The sequence below is a fragment of the Mycobacterium sp. 852014-52144_SCH5372336 genome, from assembly GCF_001665615.1.
In the GTDB taxonomy this organism is placed as follows: Bacteria; Actinomycetota; Actinomycetes; order Mycobacteriales; family Mycobacteriaceae; genus Mycobacterium; species Mycobacterium neumannii_A.
This window is the reverse complement of sequence record NZ_LZSW01000062.1, coordinates 1-17,924: the sequence shown is the minus strand read 5'-3', so window position 1 is coordinate 17,924 and position 17,924 is coordinate 1. Positions and strand designations below refer to the sequence as shown.

Annotated in this window: 15 protein-coding genes; 9 read left to right on the top strand and 6 right to left on the bottom strand. The window is 68.9% G+C overall.

Features of this window, described 5'->3' with window-relative positions; translation table 11 throughout:
• The first annotated feature begins 59 nt into the window (after positions 1–59).
• The 4 genes from A5759_RS22295 to A5759_RS22280 all read left to right on the top strand — a co-directional run bounded on the left by A5759_RS22295 (position 60) and on the right by A5759_RS22280 (position 3,757).
• A complete protein-coding gene (locus A5759_RS22295) occupies positions 60–761 on the top strand; it encodes a crotonase/enoyl-CoA hydratase family protein (RefSeq protein WP_068201324.1) in 702 nt (233 codons plus the stop codon).
• A gap of 9 nt (positions 762–770) precedes the next feature.
• A complete protein-coding gene (locus A5759_RS22290) occupies positions 771–1,367 on the top strand; it encodes a TetR/AcrR family transcriptional regulator (RefSeq protein ID WP_068201322.1) in 597 nt (198 codons plus the stop codon).
• A gap of 61 nt (positions 1,368–1,428) precedes the next feature.
• A complete protein-coding gene (locus A5759_RS22285) occupies positions 1,429–2,166 on the top strand; it encodes a hypothetical protein (RefSeq protein WP_068201398.1) in 738 nt (245 codons plus the stop codon).
• 7 nt (positions 2,167–2,173) lie between these two features.
• Positions 2,174–3,757: an HD domain-containing phosphohydrolase gene (locus tag A5759_RS22280; protein ID WP_068201400.1), complete on the top strand. Its 1,584-nt coding sequence runs from the start codon at positions 2,174–2,176 to the stop codon at positions 3,755–3,757.
• Positions 3,758–3,766: 9 nt separating this feature from the next.
• On the opposite strand, the gene A5759_RS22275 is transcribed toward A5759_RS22280, so the two are convergent.
• Both A5759_RS22275 and A5759_RS22270 read right to left on the bottom strand, forming a co-directional pair.
• A complete protein-coding gene (locus A5759_RS22275) occupies positions 3,767–4,900 on the bottom strand; it encodes an NAD(P)/FAD-dependent oxidoreductase (protein WP_068201320.1) in 1,134 nt (377 codons plus the stop codon).
• A gap of 60 nt (positions 4,901–4,960) precedes the next feature.
• Positions 4,961–5,329, bottom strand: a complete 369-nt coding sequence (locus A5759_RS22270; protein WP_068201318.1) for a VOC family protein — start codon at positions 5,327–5,329, stop codon at positions 4,961–4,963.
• Between the two features lie 57 nt (positions 5,330–5,386).
• Between A5759_RS22270 and A5759_RS22265 the strand changes: the two genes are divergently transcribed.
• The gene (locus A5759_RS22265; RefSeq protein ID WP_068201397.1) at positions 5,387–6,115 is read left to right on the top strand and encodes a DUF3060 domain-containing protein; all 729 of its coding nucleotides are present in this window, start codon (positions 5,387–5,389) and stop codon (positions 6,113–6,115) included.
• On the opposite strand, the gene A5759_RS22260 is transcribed toward A5759_RS22265, so the two are convergent.
• Entirely contained in the window at positions 6,112–7,008 is an 897-nt protein-coding gene (locus A5759_RS22260; protein WP_068201316.1) for a haloalkane dehalogenase, read from the bottom strand. The two genes, A5759_RS22265 and A5759_RS22260, sit on opposite strands and share 4 nt — an antisense overlap.
• A 172-nt stretch (positions 7,009–7,180) precedes the next feature.
• On the opposite strand from A5759_RS22260, the gene A5759_RS22255 reads away from it, so the two are divergent.
• Positions 7,181–7,420, top strand: a complete 240-nt coding sequence (locus A5759_RS22255) for a hypothetical protein (RefSeq protein WP_068201314.1) — start codon at positions 7,181–7,183, stop codon at positions 7,418–7,420.
• A gap of 58 nt (positions 7,421–7,478) precedes the next feature.
• Here A5759_RS22255 and A5759_RS22250 read toward each other — a convergent pair whose 3' ends face one another.
• From A5759_RS22250 to A5759_RS22240, 3 genes are read right to left on the bottom strand one after another with little or no spacing between them, the layout of a single operon-like run.
• The gene (locus A5759_RS22250; protein WP_068201313.1) at positions 7,479–8,327 is read right to left on the bottom strand and encodes a sulfurtransferase; all 849 of its coding nucleotides are present in this window, start codon (positions 8,325–8,327) and stop codon (positions 7,479–7,481) included.
• 3 nt (positions 8,328–8,330) lie between these two features.
• Positions 8,331–8,939 carry an HD domain-containing protein gene (locus A5759_RS22245; protein WP_068201311.1) on the bottom strand — a complete coding sequence of 203 codons (609 nt, stop codon included), beginning with the start codon at positions 8,937–8,939 and terminating at the stop codon, positions 8,331–8,333.
• Positions 8,940–8,953: 14 nt separating this feature from the next.
• The gene (locus tag A5759_RS22240; RefSeq protein WP_197506161.1) at positions 8,954–9,421 is read right to left on the bottom strand and encodes an LppP/LprE family lipoprotein; all 468 of its coding nucleotides are present in this window, start codon (positions 9,419–9,421) and stop codon (positions 8,954–8,956) included.
• A 107-nt stretch (positions 9,422–9,528) separates the two neighbouring features.
• Between A5759_RS22240 and recC the strand changes: the two genes are divergently transcribed.
• From recC to recD, 3 genes are read left to right on the top strand one after another with little or no spacing between them, the layout of a single operon-like run.
• The gene (gene recC, locus A5759_RS22235; protein WP_068201308.1) at positions 9,529–12,798 is read left to right on the top strand and encodes an exodeoxyribonuclease V subunit gamma; all 3,270 of its coding nucleotides are present in this window, start codon (positions 9,529–9,531) and stop codon (positions 12,796–12,798) included.
• The gene (recB, locus tag A5759_RS22230; RefSeq protein WP_068201306.1) at positions 12,798–16,085 is read left to right on the top strand and encodes an exodeoxyribonuclease V subunit beta; all 3,288 of its coding nucleotides are present in this window, start codon (positions 12,798–12,800) and stop codon (positions 16,083–16,085) included. Before recC ends, recB begins: the two co-directional genes overlap by 1 nt.
• Positions 16,086–16,123: 38 nt before the next feature.
• Positions 16,124–17,770 (top strand): exodeoxyribonuclease V subunit alpha, encoded by a 1,647-nt coding sequence (gene recD / locus A5759_RS22225; protein WP_068201395.1) that lies wholly within the window; start codon positions 16,124–16,126, stop codon positions 17,768–17,770.
• Positions 17,771–17,924: the final 154 nt, after the last annotated feature.

Here is a 17,924-nt window from a genome sequence, read left to right as displayed (position 1 = left end):
ATCGTATCGATGTTTCGTAACATCGATACGATTGCCCGTCCGCTTCATAAGGAGAATCGATGAGCAGCCTCGTTGGCTATGAACTGAACGAGTCGGTCGCCACGATCACGCTGGACGACGGCAAGGTCAATGTCCTCGGCCCGGCCATGCAGACCGCGATCAACGAGGCGCTCGACCGGGCGGAGAAGGACGCCGCCAAGACCGTCGTGCTGGCGGGCAACGGGCGCGTGTTCAGCGGCGGTTTCGACCTGAGCGTATTTCAGTCCGGCGACGCGCAGGCCGCGCTGGGGATGCTCGCCGGCGGGTTCGAGCTCGCGGTGCGGTGCCTTACCTTCCCGGTGCCGGTGGTCATGGCCGCGACGGGTCCGGCCATCGCGATGGGGTCGTTCCTGCTGCTGTCCGGGGACCACCGAGTCGGTCAGCCGAAGACCCGCTGCCAGGCGATCGAGGTGGCGATCGGCATGACGATCCCGGTCGCCGCGCTGGAGATCATGCGATTCCGTCTGACCCCGGCGGTCTATCAGAGGGGCGCGGCGCTGGCGTCGACGTTCGCCGGTGACGAAGCCGTCTACGGCGGGTGGCTCGACGAGATCGTCGAGGCCGATCGCGTCTCGGCGCGGGCGCAGGAGGTGGCCACGGAACTGGTGAACACCGTGCACACCGGCGCGCACGTCGCGACCAAGCTGAAGGCCCGCGAGTCCGCGCTTAACGCCATTCGGGCCGGAATCGACGGGCTGGCAACCGAATTCAGCCTCGGGTAGGCCAGCCCGATGCCGAGGGCGAAGCAGCGCACGCCCGAGCTGAAGGACCACCTGCTCGAGGTGGCGATCGCGACGCTGTCCGAGGACGGCATCTCGGGGTTCACCACGCGCCGAGTCGCCGAGCGGGCGAGCACGTCGGTGCCCGCGGTGTACGAGCTGTTCTCCGACAAGGCGGGACTGCTGCGGGCGATGGTCTTCGAGGGCTTCCGGCTGCTGGGCGCCGAACTGGAGACGGTTCCGCTCAGCGAGGATCCACTCGCCGATCTCGAACGGCTGGTGCCGGTCTTCCGGTCGTTCTGCCGGTCGTATCCCCGGCTCGCCCAGCTGATGTTCGCACGGCCGTTCGCCGAATTGGAGCCTGGGCCCGACGAAGCGGCGGCAGGCGCCTCGGTGCGCGCGGTATTCACCGGCCGGATACAGCGCTGCGTCGACGCGGGGCTGCTGACAGGCGACGTCGCCGACATCGCTCACGTGCTGCTGGCGCTCGCGCAGGGGCTGGCGGTCCAGGAGCTCGGGCGGTGGCTGGGGTCGTCCACGCCGTCGATCGAGCAGCGGTGGCGACTCGGCGTGCGCTCGCTGCTCGTGGGGCTGCGGCCCGCCCCCTAGGCCCCATTTTTGGGGCGTTCGCCTCATGTCGGCGGCCCGCCCGGCGGCGCACGATCACGGCATGACCACAACACCTCAGGCCTTCGCCGCCGCCACCAAGACCATGCCGCTGCCCGATGGAGACGAGGAGCGGGTCGTCGGCTTCGGCGTCATGGGCCTGCCGTTCGCCAACGGCCACTACCTCGCCTACCGGGATTTCCCCGAGACGTCGTTCTCCCCCGCCTACAAATCGGTGTGGCATCGCACGCCGGACGGGGTGTGGACGTTCTACGCCACCACACCGGGACCGCAGAGCTGTTCGCGGTACTTCAGCTCGGCGACACCGGTCGACCCCGTTGTCTGCGCCATCGACGCCGAGTGGCTCACACCGTGGTCATTGTCGATTTCCATTGCCGGAGTGCTGGATTGGCGTGTCGACATCACAAGCACCGCGGCCACCCGTCTGATGAGCGCCGTCGGATCACGCATTCCCGCCGCCGCGGCACGCAACCGCCGAACGCTGATGGCGATGAGCCGCATCGTCGGCCCGGTGTTGGGCATCGGCAAGGTTCGGCTGACCGGCAACCTGCCCAACGGTCAGGAGTTCCGCATCGCACCCCGGCGGGTGTGGGCGGTCGCCGACTCGTCGGCCGTCGTGCAGGGCGTCAATCTCGGTCCCGTCGGGCCGCATCCGGTGCAAGGCAACTTGGCCGACTTCCAGCTGCCGCAGCGGGGTATCTGCGTGGTCGCCCAGGGCCGGTTCGAGGCGTTCGACGTCACTCGTCACCGCGATGCGGCCCGTCTTGACCTATCGCACTGATCCGGCGATGCAAACGGTGCAGAATCGGGCTGTGGCCGGCGCTCGCACCCCGCAGGAGCCTCCGACCCGGGCGGAAGTGCTCGCGGCGCTTTCGGTCGCGGTCGACCTCGGGCTGGGTCAGCCCGCCGAGCACATGCTGCGGTCCGCGCTCATCGCCACACGCCTGGCCGACCAACTGAAACTGCCTGCGAAGCAGCGTGATTGCATCTACTACGCGACGCTGATCATGTGGATCGGTTGTCACGCCGACTCGCATGAGTACGCCCGGTGGTTCGGCGACGACATCGCGGTGCGGCGAAGCTCGTACCTCGTCGACTGGTCGGGCCTGCCGTATCAACGCTTCCTGCTGACCAACGTCGGCCGCGGGGAGTCTTTGCTGACCCGGCTGAGGACGGCGGCGACACTGTATGCCAATGCGCGAGGGCATATCTCGCAGCTGATCCACTCGCACTGCACGTCGGCCGGCCTGCTTGCCGAACGTATCGGCCTGCACGCCGACGTACAGCACGCGCTGCGGTACACCTTCGAACGCTACGACGGCGGCGGGCTGCCGACCGGCGCGTCCGGCGACGCGATACCAATCGGGATGCGGGTCGCTCAGGTCGCCGACATGGTCGAGGTGCACCAGCGCGAGTACGGCATCGACGGCGCGGTCGCGATGGCGCGCAGCAGGCGCGGCGGTCAGTTCGACCCGGCGGTTGTCGACGCGTTCGTCGCCGATCCGGCCGACGTGCTCGCGGTCCCGTCGACCGGAGACGTATGGGCGACGGCGCTGCGGCAGGCGCCCGATCGCGGAACGCGCCTGGACTCCGGGTCGCTCGACACGCTGCTGATGGCCCTCGGCGAGTTCGTCGACCTCAAATGTCCGTTCACACTGGGGCATTCACGCGCGGTGGCCGATCTCGCCGCATCCGCCGCCGAGGCGCTCGGGCTCGACGACGAGGCCGTCGCGACGACACGACGCGCCGGCTATGTGCACGATCTCGGCCGCATCGGTGTGTCGAACCAGGTCTGGTCGAAACCCACCGCGCTGACCATGGCGGAGTTCGAGCGCATGCGGCTGCATCCATACCTGACCGAGCGGATCCTTTCTCAGGTGCCGGCTCTCAAGGACATCGCGTCGGTGGCGGCCAACCACCACGAATGTCTCGACGGCTCCGGGTATCCGCGGGGGCTGGCCGCACGGCAGCTCTCGATGCCCGATCGGCTGCTGGCGTGCGCGGTCAGCTACCAGAGCGCGCTCGAACCGCGGCCGTACCGGGAGGCGCTCGGCCCCGCGGGCGCGGCGAGGCGACTGCGCGAACGGGTGTCGAAGGGGCAATTGGACTCCGCGGCCGCCGATGCGGTCCTGCACGCGTCCGGGCACGCTTCGCGCAGGCGCCAGCCCCGCCCGGACGGTCTCACGAGCCGAGAGGTCGAGGTGCTGCGACTGGTCGCACAGGGCGCGAGCAACAAGGCCATCGCCGCCACGCTGGTGCTCAGCGAGAAGACGGTGCGCAATCACGTCGAGCACGTGTACGCCAAGATCGGCGTCTCGAACCGAATCGGGGCCAGCATGTACGCACTCGAGCACGGGCTCGTGTCGGGCTGAAGACGTCCGTCAACGCGGGCCGAGCAGCTCGCCGGCGCGGCGGTGGTCGTCGTCGGCGTTGAGGGTCAGCACACCGACGACGTCGCCGCCCGCCTCGTACCAGACGGTGAACCCGGTGTGGTGGTCGACGAACCGGGCCCCGTCGAAGTCGACACCCCAGCCGCGGTACTTGAGCACGGAAGTGCCGATGGTGCAGGAGAACCCGGGCACGGTGTCCCAAACTGCGCGGTAGCCGGCCGCGGTCAGGCCGGCGACATGGCCTTGATGCGCGGCATCGCGCCAGTGTTCGGCGGCGATCGGCCTGCCGGCGGTGACGTTGTGCGCCAGCGCCGCATCGCCCGCGGCGTACACGTTGCGTGCCGAGGTGTGCATGTGCGCGTCGACGACGATGCGCCCGTCGCGGGTCTGCAGTCCGGCGGTTTCGGCGAGGCGGATGTCGGGGCGCACACCCGTCGCGCACACGACGAGGTCGGCGTCGACGGCCTCACCGCTGTCCAACACCACACGGGTGTCCTCGATCGCGGCGACGGTCGTCTCACCGGCGAACCGGACCCCGTTGTCCGACAGCAGTTTCGCGACGCGCTCACCGGCCTCGACCCCGAACCGGCGCTGCAGCGGGACGTGTTCGGCGGCCACGACCATCGTCGCGACCCCGCGCTCGGCCAGACAGGATGCGGCCTCGCAGCCGATCAGGCCGCCGCCGATGACCACGGCGCAGTCGGAATAGCGGGCGGCCATCTTGAGCGCGACAGCGTCGGCAAACGACCGCAGCGTCAGCGCCGCCTCGATACCCGGGATGGGCGGTCGCACCGGGATGGACCCGGAGGCGACCACGAGATGCCAGTAGGGATAGCGCTGACCACCCGCTGTCACGACCTCCTGGCGGTCCACGTCGATGCGCTCGACGGTGATGCCGCGGACGAGGTCGACGGCATTGCGTTCGAACCAGTGCTCGCTGTGCAGCGCGAGCCTGGCGTCGCGGCCGCACAGGAAGTCCTTGCTCAGCGGCGGCTTCGCGTACGGCAGCGCCGGGTCGGTGGTCAGGATGCGCACGGGGATGTCGGGGTGCTTGCTGCGGAACGTCTCCGCAGCGCTCACCCCGGCAGCACCGCTGCCGACGGCAACGAACCCTGGAGCCACCACGGAGTGTGAGTACCAACTTCGGCGCCGCGATAACCGTGGGTCAGCAAATCGCCTTCGCCGCTAGTCGGCGATGCCCCAGACCAGACAGAACGTGTGTCCGGCGGGGTCGCGGAACACGCGGAACTTCGCGTCCTCCTCGGCGTCGGACACCCGGGTGGCGCCGAGGTCGAGCACTTGATGTTCGGCGGCGTCGGGGTCGTCCACCGCGATGTCGAGGTGGAACTGTTGCGACCCGCGCGGATCAGGGAAGCGGGGCGGCTCGTGCTCGGGCGAGAACTGGAACGCCAGCCGTCGGCCCTGCGGATCGGTGAGCACCACCCAGGTGTCGTCCTGCTTCTCGATCTGCCCGCCCAGGACGTCCGCATAGAAGGTGGCCAGCCGCATCGGGTCACGGCAGTCGACGACGATGGATCGCAGCTTCCCAATCATGATCGTCGGGTTGCCGGTATTCAGGCGGCACAAACTACGGTGTGGCACCATCTGCGCATGAAACCCGAGGACGACCCGGAGGCGCGTATCCGGCAGCTGGAGCAACCGCTGGCCGACTACGGCGCGGTCGAATTGGGCACCTCACAGCCGCCCGGCACCGACTACCAGACGTCGGCCCTGCCCCCGCCGGTCTACGGTCCGCCGCACCAGCAGCCCTATCCCGCGCAGTCTCCCTACAGCGCAACGCCGTTCGGAGTCTCGTTCCCCCCGGGGCCGACGAAGAGCGGCGCGCCGTTCGGACTGATCTTCGGATTGGTCGGGGCCGTCGTGGTGGTCATCGTCGCAGGCATCGGCGCGCTCGTGTGGACACTGTCGTCGGCGACGGAGGAGATCGCGGGCCGCCCCGGCATTTCCATCCCCACCGGGGATGATCCCCGCGGCGGCAGCGTGACGATCGGGCCGTCGCGCGAGGCGCCGACCTGGCTTCCGGACGACGAGCCGCCCAAGGTCGCGGTCGCGCCCGCGGGCGGGCAGTACAGCGTGTCCGGGGTCGACGAGAACGAGACGATCGAGTGCAATGGCGCCAACATCTCCGTCAGCGGCGTCAACAACACGGTGACCCTGCTCGGTCACTGCCTGAGCGTGTCGGTGTCGGGCGTCGAGAATCAGGTCACCATCGACAGCGTCGACCAGATCGGCGCGTCGGGCTTCGACAACCAGGTGATCTACCACTCCGGCGATCCCGAGGTAAACGTCACGTCGAGGAACACCGTCACCCGGGGTTAGGTGTGCCAGCCCAGGATTCGCTCGGCCAACTCGGGTCCGCAGTCCTCCTGCACGAAATGGCTTCCGTGGACGCGGGCATGGGGTTGGCCGGCCGCGCCGGGAACGTGGTCGATCAACGGGCGATCGGCACGGCCGAGGATGGGATCCTTGGCGCCGAACACGCACAGAAACGGTTTCTCCCAGCGCCCCAACGCTTCCCACGCCGCGCGGTTGGCCGGTAGTGCCGGATCGCCCGGCTCGGTCGGTACCAGCGCCGGGAACGCGCGCGCCCCGGCCTGAAATCGCTTGGCGGGAAACGGCGCATCGTATCCGGCCCGGATGCGCGCGGGTACGTCGGTGACCGTGCCGAAGGCGACGATGCGTCCGGCAGGCAGTATCGGTGAGTGACGCGCGAACGCCCGCCAGATGCGAAACGGTAGATTGGCCGGGGTCTGACCGGCAGGCAGAAAGCCGTTCGCAACGACGATGCGCGCGACGCGGTCGTCTTGTTCGGCAGCGATGCGCAACCCGATCAACGAACCCCAGTCCTGCACGAACATCGTCGTGTCGCGCAGGTCGAGCGCCGAGAACCACGACGTCACCCATTCGACGTGGCGCAGATACGTGTAATCCTCGATGCGACTGGGCTTGTCGGAGCGCCCGAACCCGATCAGGTCGGGTGCCAGTACCCGGTAGCCGCCGGCGGCCAGCGGCGGAATCATGGTGCGGTACAGGTAACTCCACGTCGGTTCGCCGTGCAATATGACGATGACCGGGCCGTCGGGTGGGCCTTCGTCGACGTAGTGCATGCGCAGCGCCTCGGTGTCGGACGCGGTGACGTCGACGTAGTGCGGCGCGAAGGGATAGCCCGCGAGGTTGGTGAAGCGGTCGTCGGGCGTGCGCAGAACGTCCATGAGGTGCTCCTATCCGCCTCCTGCAGCTTAGGACCTGTCCCCCGATCGGTGGACACGGAATTCGTCCGGTTCACCCGCCGGTCGGTCGACAGACATCGGCGCCGCGGTGCAGCACTGTTGAGTCATCGCCGGAACACCGGCGCACAACCGGACTCGACGAGGAGATCCCGACATGAACGCCAACACCACCCGCCGCACCGCCCAGTTCTTCGCCCTGCCGATCGTGGCAGCCGCAATCCTGGCCGGTGCCCTCGCCTTCGCCGGAGCCGCCAACGCCGAAACCAACTCCCCCGCGCCGCGGCCGCCCAGCATCGTCGCAACGCCGACGGTCACCGCGCACCCGGCCCCCGGCGCCCCCCACACTCACGGCATCCCTCATCTGCAGCAGGTTCAGCCCGGCTACCAACGCTGACCCCACAGCCACTCATCACAGAGGCCCTCCAGGTCGCTCTATCTCTGGAGGGCCTCAGTCATGGTCGGGAGCCGCGCGCCACGGGACGCGACGGGTCCGAACTCCACTGCGACCATGAGCCGGGAAACAGCGCGGCGTCCACTCCCACCGCCGCGAGGCCCGCGATCGTCACCGCCGCAGTGACACCCGACCCGCAGTAAACCGCCGCCTCGCCGCCGCCCACATGCCCGAACGTCCGGGCCAACTGGTCGTCGGCCAGCAGTGTTCCGTCGTCGGCCAGCAGGCTGGTGCTCGGCACGTTGAGCGCACCGGGAATGTGGCCGGCGACCGGATCAACCGGTTCGACCTCGCCGCGGAACCGTTCGGGGGCCCGCGCGTCAAGGACCAACCGGCCCGGCTCGAGCAGCGCGTCGGCGGTGACTGTCCGGCGAGCCCCGGCGTACAGGTCGTCGTGGGCGACGGTCACGTCGCCGGGCGAGGGTTCGACGACGCCGGATTCCAGACGGCCGCCCGCCGCAGTCCACCCCGCGAGGCCGCCGTCGAGGATGCGGACGTCGTGGATGCCGGCCGCGGTCAGGACCCACCAGGCGCGTGCGGACCCGGCGCGGTTCCAGTCGTCGTAGACGACGACCGGCCTCCCGGTCCGCACGCCCCACCGGCGGGCGGCGGCCTCGATCGCGGACCCGGACGGCAACGGGTGCCGCCCAAGGCCTTCGACGGTGTGATCGCTCAGCTCGTCGTCGAGCGAGACGTACACCGCCCCGGGCAGGTGTCCCTGTTCGTAAGCGGCGCGGCCGTCGGGTGCCGCGAGGCTCCACCGCACGTCCAGCAGCGTCAGCGGTGCACCCGCATCCAGCCGCCGCGCCACCTCTGCGGCCGAGATCCACACCGTGTCGCGTGCGCTCATAACTCAGACGGTAGCGGCGACCGGCGGGCCGATCTCCTCGGCCAATGTCTCGACGACGCGGGACAGTTCGTCGACCAACCAACTGTCGCTGCGGCGCTGATACACCTCGAGCAGCGAGCGGTAGTACCACAGATGCTCGTGCGGGTCGTCGGTGTTGAAGCGCTGCCACACCTTCGGGCCGAAGCGGCGCAGGTCGCGCAGGATCGCCCTGGCGTTGTCGAGCTTGTCGGCCATCGACACGCGAATCGTGCTGTCGGAGGCCGTGTTCAGGTGTTCGATGTAAGCCTGCTTGCGCTCGCGCCACGGCGGTTTCGGTGTCACCATGGTGTCGCTGCACTCCTCGACGATGGCCGCGACGTCGGGGCCGAACCGCTCCTCGATGCGCACCAGTGTCGCGTCACCGCCCTGGTCCTCGGCGGCGTCGTGCAGCAGCGCCGCGATCGCCTCGGTCTCGGTGCCGTCGGCCTCGATCACCAGCCCGGCAACCGACAGCAGGTGCCCGACATACGGGACCTCGCTGGCCTTGCGGGTCTGGGTGCGGTGCAGTTCGGCGGCGAACCCCAGCGCCTCGTGGAACTTCGGGCCAAGGCGCGGTGACGTCGTGTCGCTCACCTCGCGCTCCTTCCTCAGACCGTCGGTGGCAGCGGATCGAGCATCACGGCGCGATCACCGTTCCAGCGGTACCGCGCGCTGTGGATGGCGGCGGGTTCGCAGGCATTGCACTCACCCGGCACCTTGTAGGTCAGCACCACCATGTCGTCGCTGCTGGCGGCGGCATCCAGTGACGTGAAGCCGTACGCCTTGGAAGTGCCCGTTCCCAGATATTCGCCGCGATGGAACAGCAGCGCCTGCACGGGCGAGCTACCGGTGCCGCCCTCGGTGGTCACCAGGATCGTGGACAGCTTTGCGCACGGGTCGTAGTTGCTGTCGACGGGCGTGGTGTCCCACCTGGCGCCGGTGAGCGGCTCGAACGGCAGCTGCGCGAACGCCAGGCGCAGCGCGTCGGCCTGGTCGGGACCGCACGATGGCTGGGCGTTCGCGACCGGCGTCGCGACCAACGGGATACAGGCGGCCATGGTCATCATCGCGGCCATCGAACGAAACATCGAAATGTTGGCTTCCCTGGCTTCCTCGCTTGCAAACGTGCACCGCCACCGTAAACCCCTCGCCGCGTCGTACCGACCTCCTATCGTGGGCTGTGATGGCGCTTCACATCCATCGGGCAGAACGCACCGATCTTCTCGCCGACGGGCTCGGCGCACTGCTTTCCCATCCCCTACCTGACCCGTTCGCCGAAGAATTGGTGATCGTTCCGGCCAAGGGTGTCGAGCGCTGGCTGAGCCAGCGACTGAGCCACGCGCTCGGGCGTGGCGCCGGCACCGACGGCGTCTGCGCGGGCATCGCGTTTCGCAATCCCCGCTCGCTGATCGCCGAGCTGACGGGAACAGAGCGCTCTTGCCGAATTGTCGGCACCGCCGACGTCGATCCGTGGTCGCCCGACGCCATGGTGTGGCCACTGATGGAGGTCATCGACGCCACCTGCACCGAGGACTGGTGCACACCGCTGGCCACCCACCTCGGCCATTTCGAATCCGGCGAGGAGAGGGAGCTGAGGCAGGGCCGGCGTTACGCCGTCGCCCGCAGGCTGGCCGGGCTGTTCGCCTCCTACGCCCGCCAGCGCCCGCAACTGCTGATCGACTGGGAGAACGGCGCCGACGGCGACATCCCGGCCGACCTCGCCTGGCAGCCGCCGCTGTGGCGTGCGCTCATCGAGCGCATCGACGCCGACACGCCGCATATCCGGCACGCCAAAACGGTTGTGAGGCTGAGGGAGTCGCCGACCGATCTGCCCGAGAGGCTGTCGCTGTTCGGGCACACCCGGCTGCCCAGCACCGAGATCGAACTGCTCGACGCGCTTTCCACCCACCATGACCTGCATCTGTGGCTGCCGCATCCCAGCGACGACCTCTGGCAGCAACTCAAGGGAACACACGGCCAGATCCCTCGTCGCGAGGACACCAGCCATCGCAGTGTCGGTCACCCTCTGCTCGCCACGCTCGGCCGCGACCTTCGTGAACTGCAGCGTGCGCTGCCCGACGATGCTCGCACCGACGAATATCTCGGCGGCCGGGCCCACCCGAACACGCTCCTCGGGTGGCTGCAATCCGACATCGGTGACAACACGATCCGTCGAGAAGGCCGGAGGCACACCGCCATCGACCGCTCGGTGCAGGTGCACAGCTGCCACGGGCCGGCCCGCCAGATCGACGTGCTCCGCGAAGTCCTGCTCGGACTGCTCGCCGACGACCCGACACTCGAACCACGCGACATCCTCGTCATGTGTCCGGACATCGAGACCTACGCGCCGCTGATCGTGGCCGGTTTCGGGCTGGGTGACATGATCAAGGGCGTTCATCCCGCACATCAGTTGCGCGTGCGGCTCGCCGACCGGTCCCTCGTCCAGACCAATCCGCTGCTCGGAGTCGCGTCCCAGTTACTGGCTTTGGCCGGGGGGCGGGCCACATCCAGTGAGGTGCTCAACCTCGCGCAGGCCGCGCCAGTGCGGGCCCGCTTCGGCTTCAGCGACGACAACCTCGAGGACATCACCCGCTGGGTGCGCCAGGCCAACATTCGCTGGGGCTTCGACACCGAGCACCGCAAACCGTATGGCGTCGACTTCGTCCAGAACACATGGCGTTTCGGCATCGACCGGGTGCTCGCGGGGGTGGCCATGTCCGACGACTCCCAGGCCTGGCTCGACACCACGCTGCCCCTCGACGACGTGAGCAGCAACCGGGTCGACCTGGCCGGCCAGCTCGCCGAGTGCATCGACCGCCTGCGACATGCCGTGCAATCCCTCACCGGGACGCGACCACTAGAGCGGTGGCTGCAGGCGCTGACCGACAGCATCGCCTTGCTGACCCGAGTGAGCGACGACGATTCCTGGCAGACAGCGCAACTCGAGCGCGAGTTCGCCGACGTGCTGGCCACCGCGGGCACCCGCGCAGACACTCTGATGCGGCTTTCCGACGTCCGCGCCCTCCTCGACCGCCACCTCGCCGGCCGGCCGACCCGCGCGAACTTCCGCACCGGCACCCTGACGGTGTGCACGATGGTGCCGATGCGGTCCGTGCCCCACCGGGTCGTGTGCCTCGTCGGTCTCGACGACGGCCTGTTCCCCCGGCTGGAAGTGGTCGACGGCGACGACGCGCTCGCTCGCGAGCCGATGACCGGGGAGCGCGACATCCGTTCCGAGGACCGGCAATTGCTGCTCGACGCCATCGGCGCGGCCACCGAGACGCTGGTGATCACCTACACCGGCGCCAACGAGTACTCCGGTCAGGACCGACCGCCCGCCGTTCCGCTCGCCGAACTGCTCGACACCCTCGACCGCACCACCGAGCACCCGGTCCGCGACACGATCCTGGTGAGTCATCCACTGCAGCCGTTCGACACCCGCAACGTCATCCCCGGCGCGCTGATCCCGAAAGAGCCGTTCACGTTCGACTCCACGGTGCAACGCGCGGCGCTCACCCGCGCGGCCGAACGCGCACACCGGCCGGCATTCGTCTCGGGACCGCTGCCCCCGCCCCCACCCGACGATGTCGTGCTCGCCGATCTCGCCGGGTTCTTCCGCGATCCCGTCAAGGGGTTCTTCCGCGCCATGGAGTACACGTTGCCGTGGGAGGTCGACGGGGTCGAGGACGCGATGCCCGTCGACATAGATGCGCTCGAGGAGTGGATGGTCGGCGATCGCGTGCTGCGGGACATGTTGAGCGGCATGAAACCCGACCAGGCACGCCAGGCCGAGTGGCGGCGGGGCACACTGCCTCCCGGCCACCTCGGATGGCGTCGCGCTAATGAGATCTGTGAGCAGGCCTCGCTCATCTCCGACGTCGCGCGACCGTACCGGGGCGCCGATGCGACGGCGATCGACATCGACGTCGAGATCGGCGGTGGCCGGCGGGTCACCGGAACCGTCACGCCGGTGTACGGTGAGCGGCTGGTCTCGGTCACCTACTCCAAGCTCGACGGCCGTCATCTGCTGCAACCGTGGATCCTGTTGCTGGCGTTGCTGGCTCACGAACCCGGTCGCGAGTTCAAGGCGGTCAGCATCGGGCGGGCCCGACGCGGCACCACGCCGCGGGTCGAGTCGATGGGCAGGCCGGCCGAGCACGCCCGCGATCTGCTCGCCGATCTCGTGGCGATGTACGACCAGGGCCGCCGCGAACCGCTCCCGCTGCCGGTGAAGACGTCCTACGCGTGGGCAGAGGCCGTGCACGGCCACGGCGACCCCGAGCAGCGGGCCGGCTACAAATGGCGCTCCGGTATGTATCCCGGCGAGGAGGCCGAACCCGCCTACCAACTGGCGTTCGGCAAGAACACGTGGTTGGCGCAAGTGGTCGAACGCGGTCTCGACACATACGCCGGTCGGCTGTGGTTGCCGATGCTGCGGGCATTGGAGACCTAATGGGACCCTTCGATCTTCTGGGTGAGCTGCCCGCCGAACGCTCCACCACCGTGCTGGAGGCCAGCGCAGGAACCGGTAAGACCTTCGCGTTGGCCGGGCTGGTCACGCGCTACCTCGCCGAGGGTGTCGCGACGCTCGACGAAATGCTGCTGATCACGTTCAGCCGCGCGGCCAGCCAGGAACTGCGAGACCGGGTCAGGCGTCACATCGTCGACGCCGTACAGGCTTTCATCGACCCGTCGAGCGTCGACACCAACGAGATCATCGACCATCTACTCAAGGGCACCCCCGAGCAACTCGCCGACCGCGAACGCAATCTGCGCGACGCGCTGGCCGCGTTCGACGCCGCGACGATCGCCACCACACACCAGTTCTGCCAGCTGGTGCTCAAATCGTTGGGCGTCGCGGGCGACAGCGACTCGCGCGTCACTCTGGTCGAGAGCCTCGAAGAACTCGTGACCGAGATCGTCGACGACCTCTACCTGCACCACTTCGGTCGCGAACGCGACAACCCGCTGCTGACCTATCCCGATGCGCTACGGCTGGCCAAACAAGTCGTCGAGCACCCGGCGACTGAGCTGCGGCCGAAGGACCCCGCACCGGACTCACGCGCCGAGGTCTGCATCCGGTTCGCCAGAGACGTCCTCGACGAGCTGGAGGTCCGCAAGCGGCGCAAGGGGATTCTCGGTTACGACGATCTGCTGAGCCGGTTGGCCGATGCGCTGGAGGCCGACGACTCCCCCGCGCAGCTGCGCATGCACCAGCGTTGGCCGATCGTGATGGTCGACGAGTTCCAGGACACCGATCCGGTGCAGTGGCGGGTGATCGACCGCGCGTTCAACGGACGATCGACGCTCATCCTCATCGGCGACCCCAAGCAGGCGATCTACGCCTTCCGCGGCGGCGATATCGTCACCTATCTGAGCGCCGCCTCCAAGGCCGACGTCCAGAAGACTTTGGCCACCAACTGGCGCAGCGACGAGGCGCTGGTGAACCGGCTGCAGGCGGTGCTGCGCGGCGCGCAACTGGGCCACGAAAAGATCGTCGTGCACGACGTCGCCGCCAAGCACACAGGTTCGCGGCTGGTCGGCGCTCCGTGCGACGATCCGTTCCGATTGCGGGTTGTGCGCCGAAACACGTTCGGCCGCAGCGGGACCAGTGTCCTGCCGATCGATCAGCTGCGCGCCCACATCCCCAAGGATCTGGCGGGCGACATCGGTGCGCTGATCGACGCCGGCGCCACGTTCGACGGCCGTCCCCTCGGGGCGGGTGACATCGCGGTCATCGTCGAGAACCACCGCGATGCGCGGGTCTGCTACCGGGCGCTGTGCGACGCGGGCATTCCGGCGGTGTACACCGGCGACTCCGACATCTTCAGCTCCGACGCCGCCGAGGACTGGTTGGCGCTGCTCGAAGCGTTCGACCAGCCGCACCGGCCCGGTGTGGTGCGTGCGGCGGCCGCGACCATGTTCTTCGGCGAGACGGCAGAGTCACTCGTCACGGGCGGCGACCGGCTGACCGACCGCATCGCAGAGACGCTGCGGGAGTGGGCGGGTCACGCCCGGGAGCGTGGGGTGGCGGCGATCTTCGAGGCCGCGCAACTGGCCGGCATGGGCGATCGCGTGTTGTCGTGGCGCAACGGTGAACGGCAGATGACCGATCTCGCGCACATCACCCAGTTGCTGCAGGAGGCCGCTCACCGAGAACACTTCACGCTGCCCGCGCTGCGGGACTGGCTGCGGGCCCAGCGCGACGAACGCAGCGGCGCCGCTGAGCGATTCCGCCGCCTCGACAACGACGCAGCGGCTGTTCAGGTGATGACGGTGTTCGTCGCCAAAGGCCTGCAGTTCCCTGTCGTCTACCTGCCGTTCGCGTTCAACCGTCACGTGTTCGAACCCGAGCTGGTGCTCTACCACGAAGGCGACACGCGGTGCCTGCACATCGGCGGCAACGACAGCCCCGACTTCCACGCGGTGTCGAAGGCGGGCCGCGAGGAGGACGCCAGCGACGACAGCCGCCTCATGTACGTCGCGATGACGCGGGCCCAGTCGCAACTGGTCGCCTGGTGGGCGCCCTCCCGCGACGAGCCGAACGGTGGACTGTCACGGCTGCTGCGCGGTCGGCGGCCCGGCGAGCCGGTGGTCCCGGATGTCGTTGTCCCCGGCAAGGTTTCCGACGACGACGCGATGGTTCGCTTCAGCGAGTGGGAGGCCGTCGGCGGACCGGTGATCGAGGAGTCGGTGCCGCGTCCGAGGCCCGCGCGCCCCGAGTCGCCCGGCCCCGAACAAGTCAAGGCCCGCCATTTCCACCGTCTCATCGACACGGCGTGGCGCCGAACGTCCTACAGCGGGTTGATCCGCGCGGTCGAAGCGACACCGGTCAGCAGTGAGCCCGAAGTGGTCGAGCTCGACGATGAGGTCGCCGAAATCCCGTTGACGACAGAGGCGGTCGGGGCCGACGTGCCGTCGCCGATGGCCGAGCTGCCGACCGGCGCGAAGTTCGGCTCGTTGGTGCACGCGGTGCTCGAAACCGCGGATCCGTTCGCCAGCGACCTCGCCGCGGAACTTCAGGCTCGGATCCGTGAGCACTCCGTGTGGTGGCCGGTCGAGGTCGACGCCGGTGAGCTGGCGGCGGCGATGGTGCCGATGCACGACACGCCGCTCGGACCACTGGCCGGCGGCGTCACGCTCCGGCAGATCGGGCTGCGGGACCGGATGCTGGAGATGGACTTCGAATTCCCGTTGGCGGGGGGCGATTTGCGCGGGTCTGCGCCCGACATCCGGCTTGCTCACGTCGGCGAGCTTCTACATGCACACCTACCCGCGGACGACCCGCTGGCTTCGTATGCGGAGCGGTTGACCGGAGCGGGCCTGGGACCGCAACCGCTGAAAGGCTACCTGTCGGGCTCTGTGGACGCGGTGCTGCGAATCGGCGGCCGCTACCTCGTCGTCGACTACAAGACGAACTGGCTCGGCGACCCCAACCGAGCCCTCACCGCGGCGGACTACTCCCGCCCGCGGCTGGCCGAGGCGATGCTGCACTCGGACTATCCGCTGCAGGCGTTGTTGTACAGCGTTGTGCTGCACCGCTTTCTGCGGTGGCGGCTGGCCGGGTACACGCCCGAGCGGCATCTGGGCGGCGTGCTGTATCTGTTCCTGCGCGGGATGTGCGGGCCGAACACCCCGATCGAGGACGGTCATCCCGCCGGTGTGTTCAGCTGGCAACCGCCGATGGCGTTGATCACCGGGCTGTCGGATCTGCTCGACGCTGGCAGGGCCGCGGCGTGACCGGCGTGGAGTGGCGGCGGGCGATCAGCGCCACCGGGCTGCTGCGCACCTTCACCGACGCCGAACTTCTCGATGCGTCGGATGTACATGTTGCACAACGGCTCTGCGATCTCGTCAAGGCGCCCGACGAGCGGGTGTCCCTTGCGATCGCGCTCGTGGTGCGCGCACTGCGCAACGGGTCGGTATGCCTGAACCTGCGCACCGTCGAGCAGCAGGTCGGCATCGACGGGCTGCCGTGGCCCGCCGTCGACGATTGGTTCGGCGCCATCGCCGCGCACCCGCTGACCGGCCAGCCACCGGCGCTGCACATCGACGGAGACCTGCTGTACCTCGACCGGTACTGGCTCGAGGAGCAGCAGGTGTGCGGCGACATCCTGTCGATGACCGCCGGCAGGCCCACCCCGCCGTTGCCGGATCTGGACAGGCTCTTTCCGCCGGGTTTCGAGGAGCAGCGCGCCGCCGCGAAACTGGCGCTGTCGCAGGGTCTGACGGTGCTCACGGGCGGGCCGGGCACAGGGAAAACCACGACGGTCGCGCGCCTGCTCGCGCTCCTCACGAGTGGGACACGGCTGCGGATCGCGCTGGCGGCACCGACGGGGAAGGCGGCGGCGCGTCTGCAGGAGGCCGTGCAACTGGAGGTGGACAAACTCGACTCCACCGACCGCCAAGCGTTGTCCGGGCTGCACGCGACGACGTTGCACCGCCTGCTCGGGAGCCGCCCGGACACGTCGGCGCGGTTCCGGCACAACCGCCACAACAGGTTGCCGCACGACGTGATCGTCGTCGACGAGACGTCGATGGTGTCGCTGACGATGATGGCGCGACTGCTGGAGGCGGTGCGGCCGGAGGCCCGGCTCATCCTGGTCGGCGACCCGGACCAGTTGGCGTCGGTAGAGGCGGGTGCGGTCCTCGCCGACCTGGTCGACGGTCTCGGCCAGGACCGGATCGCGGAGTTGAAGACGTCGCACCGATTCGGCGAGTCGATCGGGCGGCTGGCCACCGCGATCCGCACCGGCGACGCGGACACGGTCATCGACGTGTTGCGCTCGGGCGGAGACCACATCGAATGGGTTGACACCGAGGAACCGTCCGAGCAGCTCCGTAAGGTTCTGGTGCCCAACGCGATTGCGTTGCGAACGGCGGCGGTTCTCGGTGATGGCGACGCGGCGTTGGGCATCTTGGCCGAACACCGGTTGCTGTGCGCGCATCGCCGCGGCCCGTTCGGGGTGCGGTACTGGAACCATCAGGTGGAGCGGTGGCTGTCGGAGTTGACCGGCGAGCCGATCTGGTCGACGTGGTACGCCGGGCGGCCGGTGTTGGTAACCGCGAACGACTACGGGCTCAACCTCTACAACGGCGACACGGGTGTGACGGTGCTGCGCGACGGGGTGCTGCGCGCGGTCATCGCCGGCACGGAACGGTTGGAGTTCGCGACCAGCCGGCTCGCCGAGGTCGACACCATGCATGCGATGACGATTCACAAGTCACAGGGCAGCCAGGCCGACGAGGTCACGGTGCTGCTGCCGCCCGAGGATTCGCGGCTGCTCAGCCGCGAGTTGTTCTACACCGCGGTGACCAGGGCGAAAGAGAAGATCCGGGTCGTCGGCCCGGAGGCCTCGGTGCGGGCCGCCGTGCAGCGCCGGGCCGTGCGCGCATCGGGCCTGGCCCGCCGCCTGCGCCCCTGACTTCTCCCGCGCCGCCCGCGCCCCGACCCTCGCCCGCCGCCTGACTTCTGGCGCGAACGTGGGTTACCCGCACACTAATCGCGCTTCGAAGTCAAGTGGTTGGTGCAACATTCGGGGTTCATGCTGCTGCTTGGGTGATGAGTGCGTTGAGTCG

What these genes read in the sequence shown, in the direction of transcription:
- A5759_RS22250 (WP_068201313.1), bottom strand. Translation starts at nt 8,327, where the DNA reads ATGAGCGCACGCGACACGGTGTGGATCTCGGCCGCAGAGGTGGCGCGG.
- A5759_RS22265 (WP_068201397.1), top strand. Translation starts at nt 5,387, where the DNA reads ATGAAACCCGAGGACGACCCGGAGGCGCGTATCCGGCAGCTGGAGCAA.
- A5759_RS22260 (WP_068201316.1), bottom strand. Translation starts at nt 7,008, where the DNA reads ATGGACGTTCTGCGCACGCCCGACGACCGCTTCACCAACCTCGCGGGC.
- recC (WP_068201308.1), top strand. Translation starts at nt 9,529, where the DNA reads ATGGCGCTTCACATCCATCGGGCAGAACGCACCGATCTTCTCGCCGAC.
- recB (WP_068201306.1), top strand. Translation starts at nt 12,798, where the DNA reads ATGGGACCCTTCGATCTTCTGGGTGAGCTGCCCGCCGAACGCTCCACC.
- A5759_RS22280 (WP_068201400.1), top strand. Translation starts at nt 2,174, where the DNA reads ATGCAAACGGTGCAGAATCGGGCTGTGGCCGGCGCTCGCACCCCGCAG.
- A5759_RS22295 (WP_068201324.1), top strand. Translation starts at nt 60, where the DNA reads ATGAGCAGCCTCGTTGGCTATGAACTGAACGAGTCGGTCGCCACGATC.
- A5759_RS22240 (WP_197506161.1), bottom strand. Translation starts at nt 9,421, where the DNA reads ATGGCCGCGATGATGACCATGGCCGCCTGTATCCCGTTGGTCGCGACG.
- A5759_RS22290 (WP_068201322.1), top strand. Translation starts at nt 771, where the DNA reads ATGCCGAGGGCGAAGCAGCGCACGCCCGAGCTGAAGGACCACCTGCTC.
- A5759_RS22285 (WP_068201398.1), top strand. Translation starts at nt 1,429, where the DNA reads ATGACCACAACACCTCAGGCCTTCGCCGCCGCCACCAAGACCATGCCG.
- A5759_RS22255 (WP_068201314.1), top strand. Translation starts at nt 7,181, where the DNA reads ATGAACGCCAACACCACCCGCCGCACCGCCCAGTTCTTCGCCCTGCCG.
- A5759_RS22270 (WP_068201318.1), bottom strand. Translation starts at nt 5,329, where the DNA reads ATGATTGGGAAGCTGCGATCCATCGTCGTCGACTGCCGTGACCCGATG.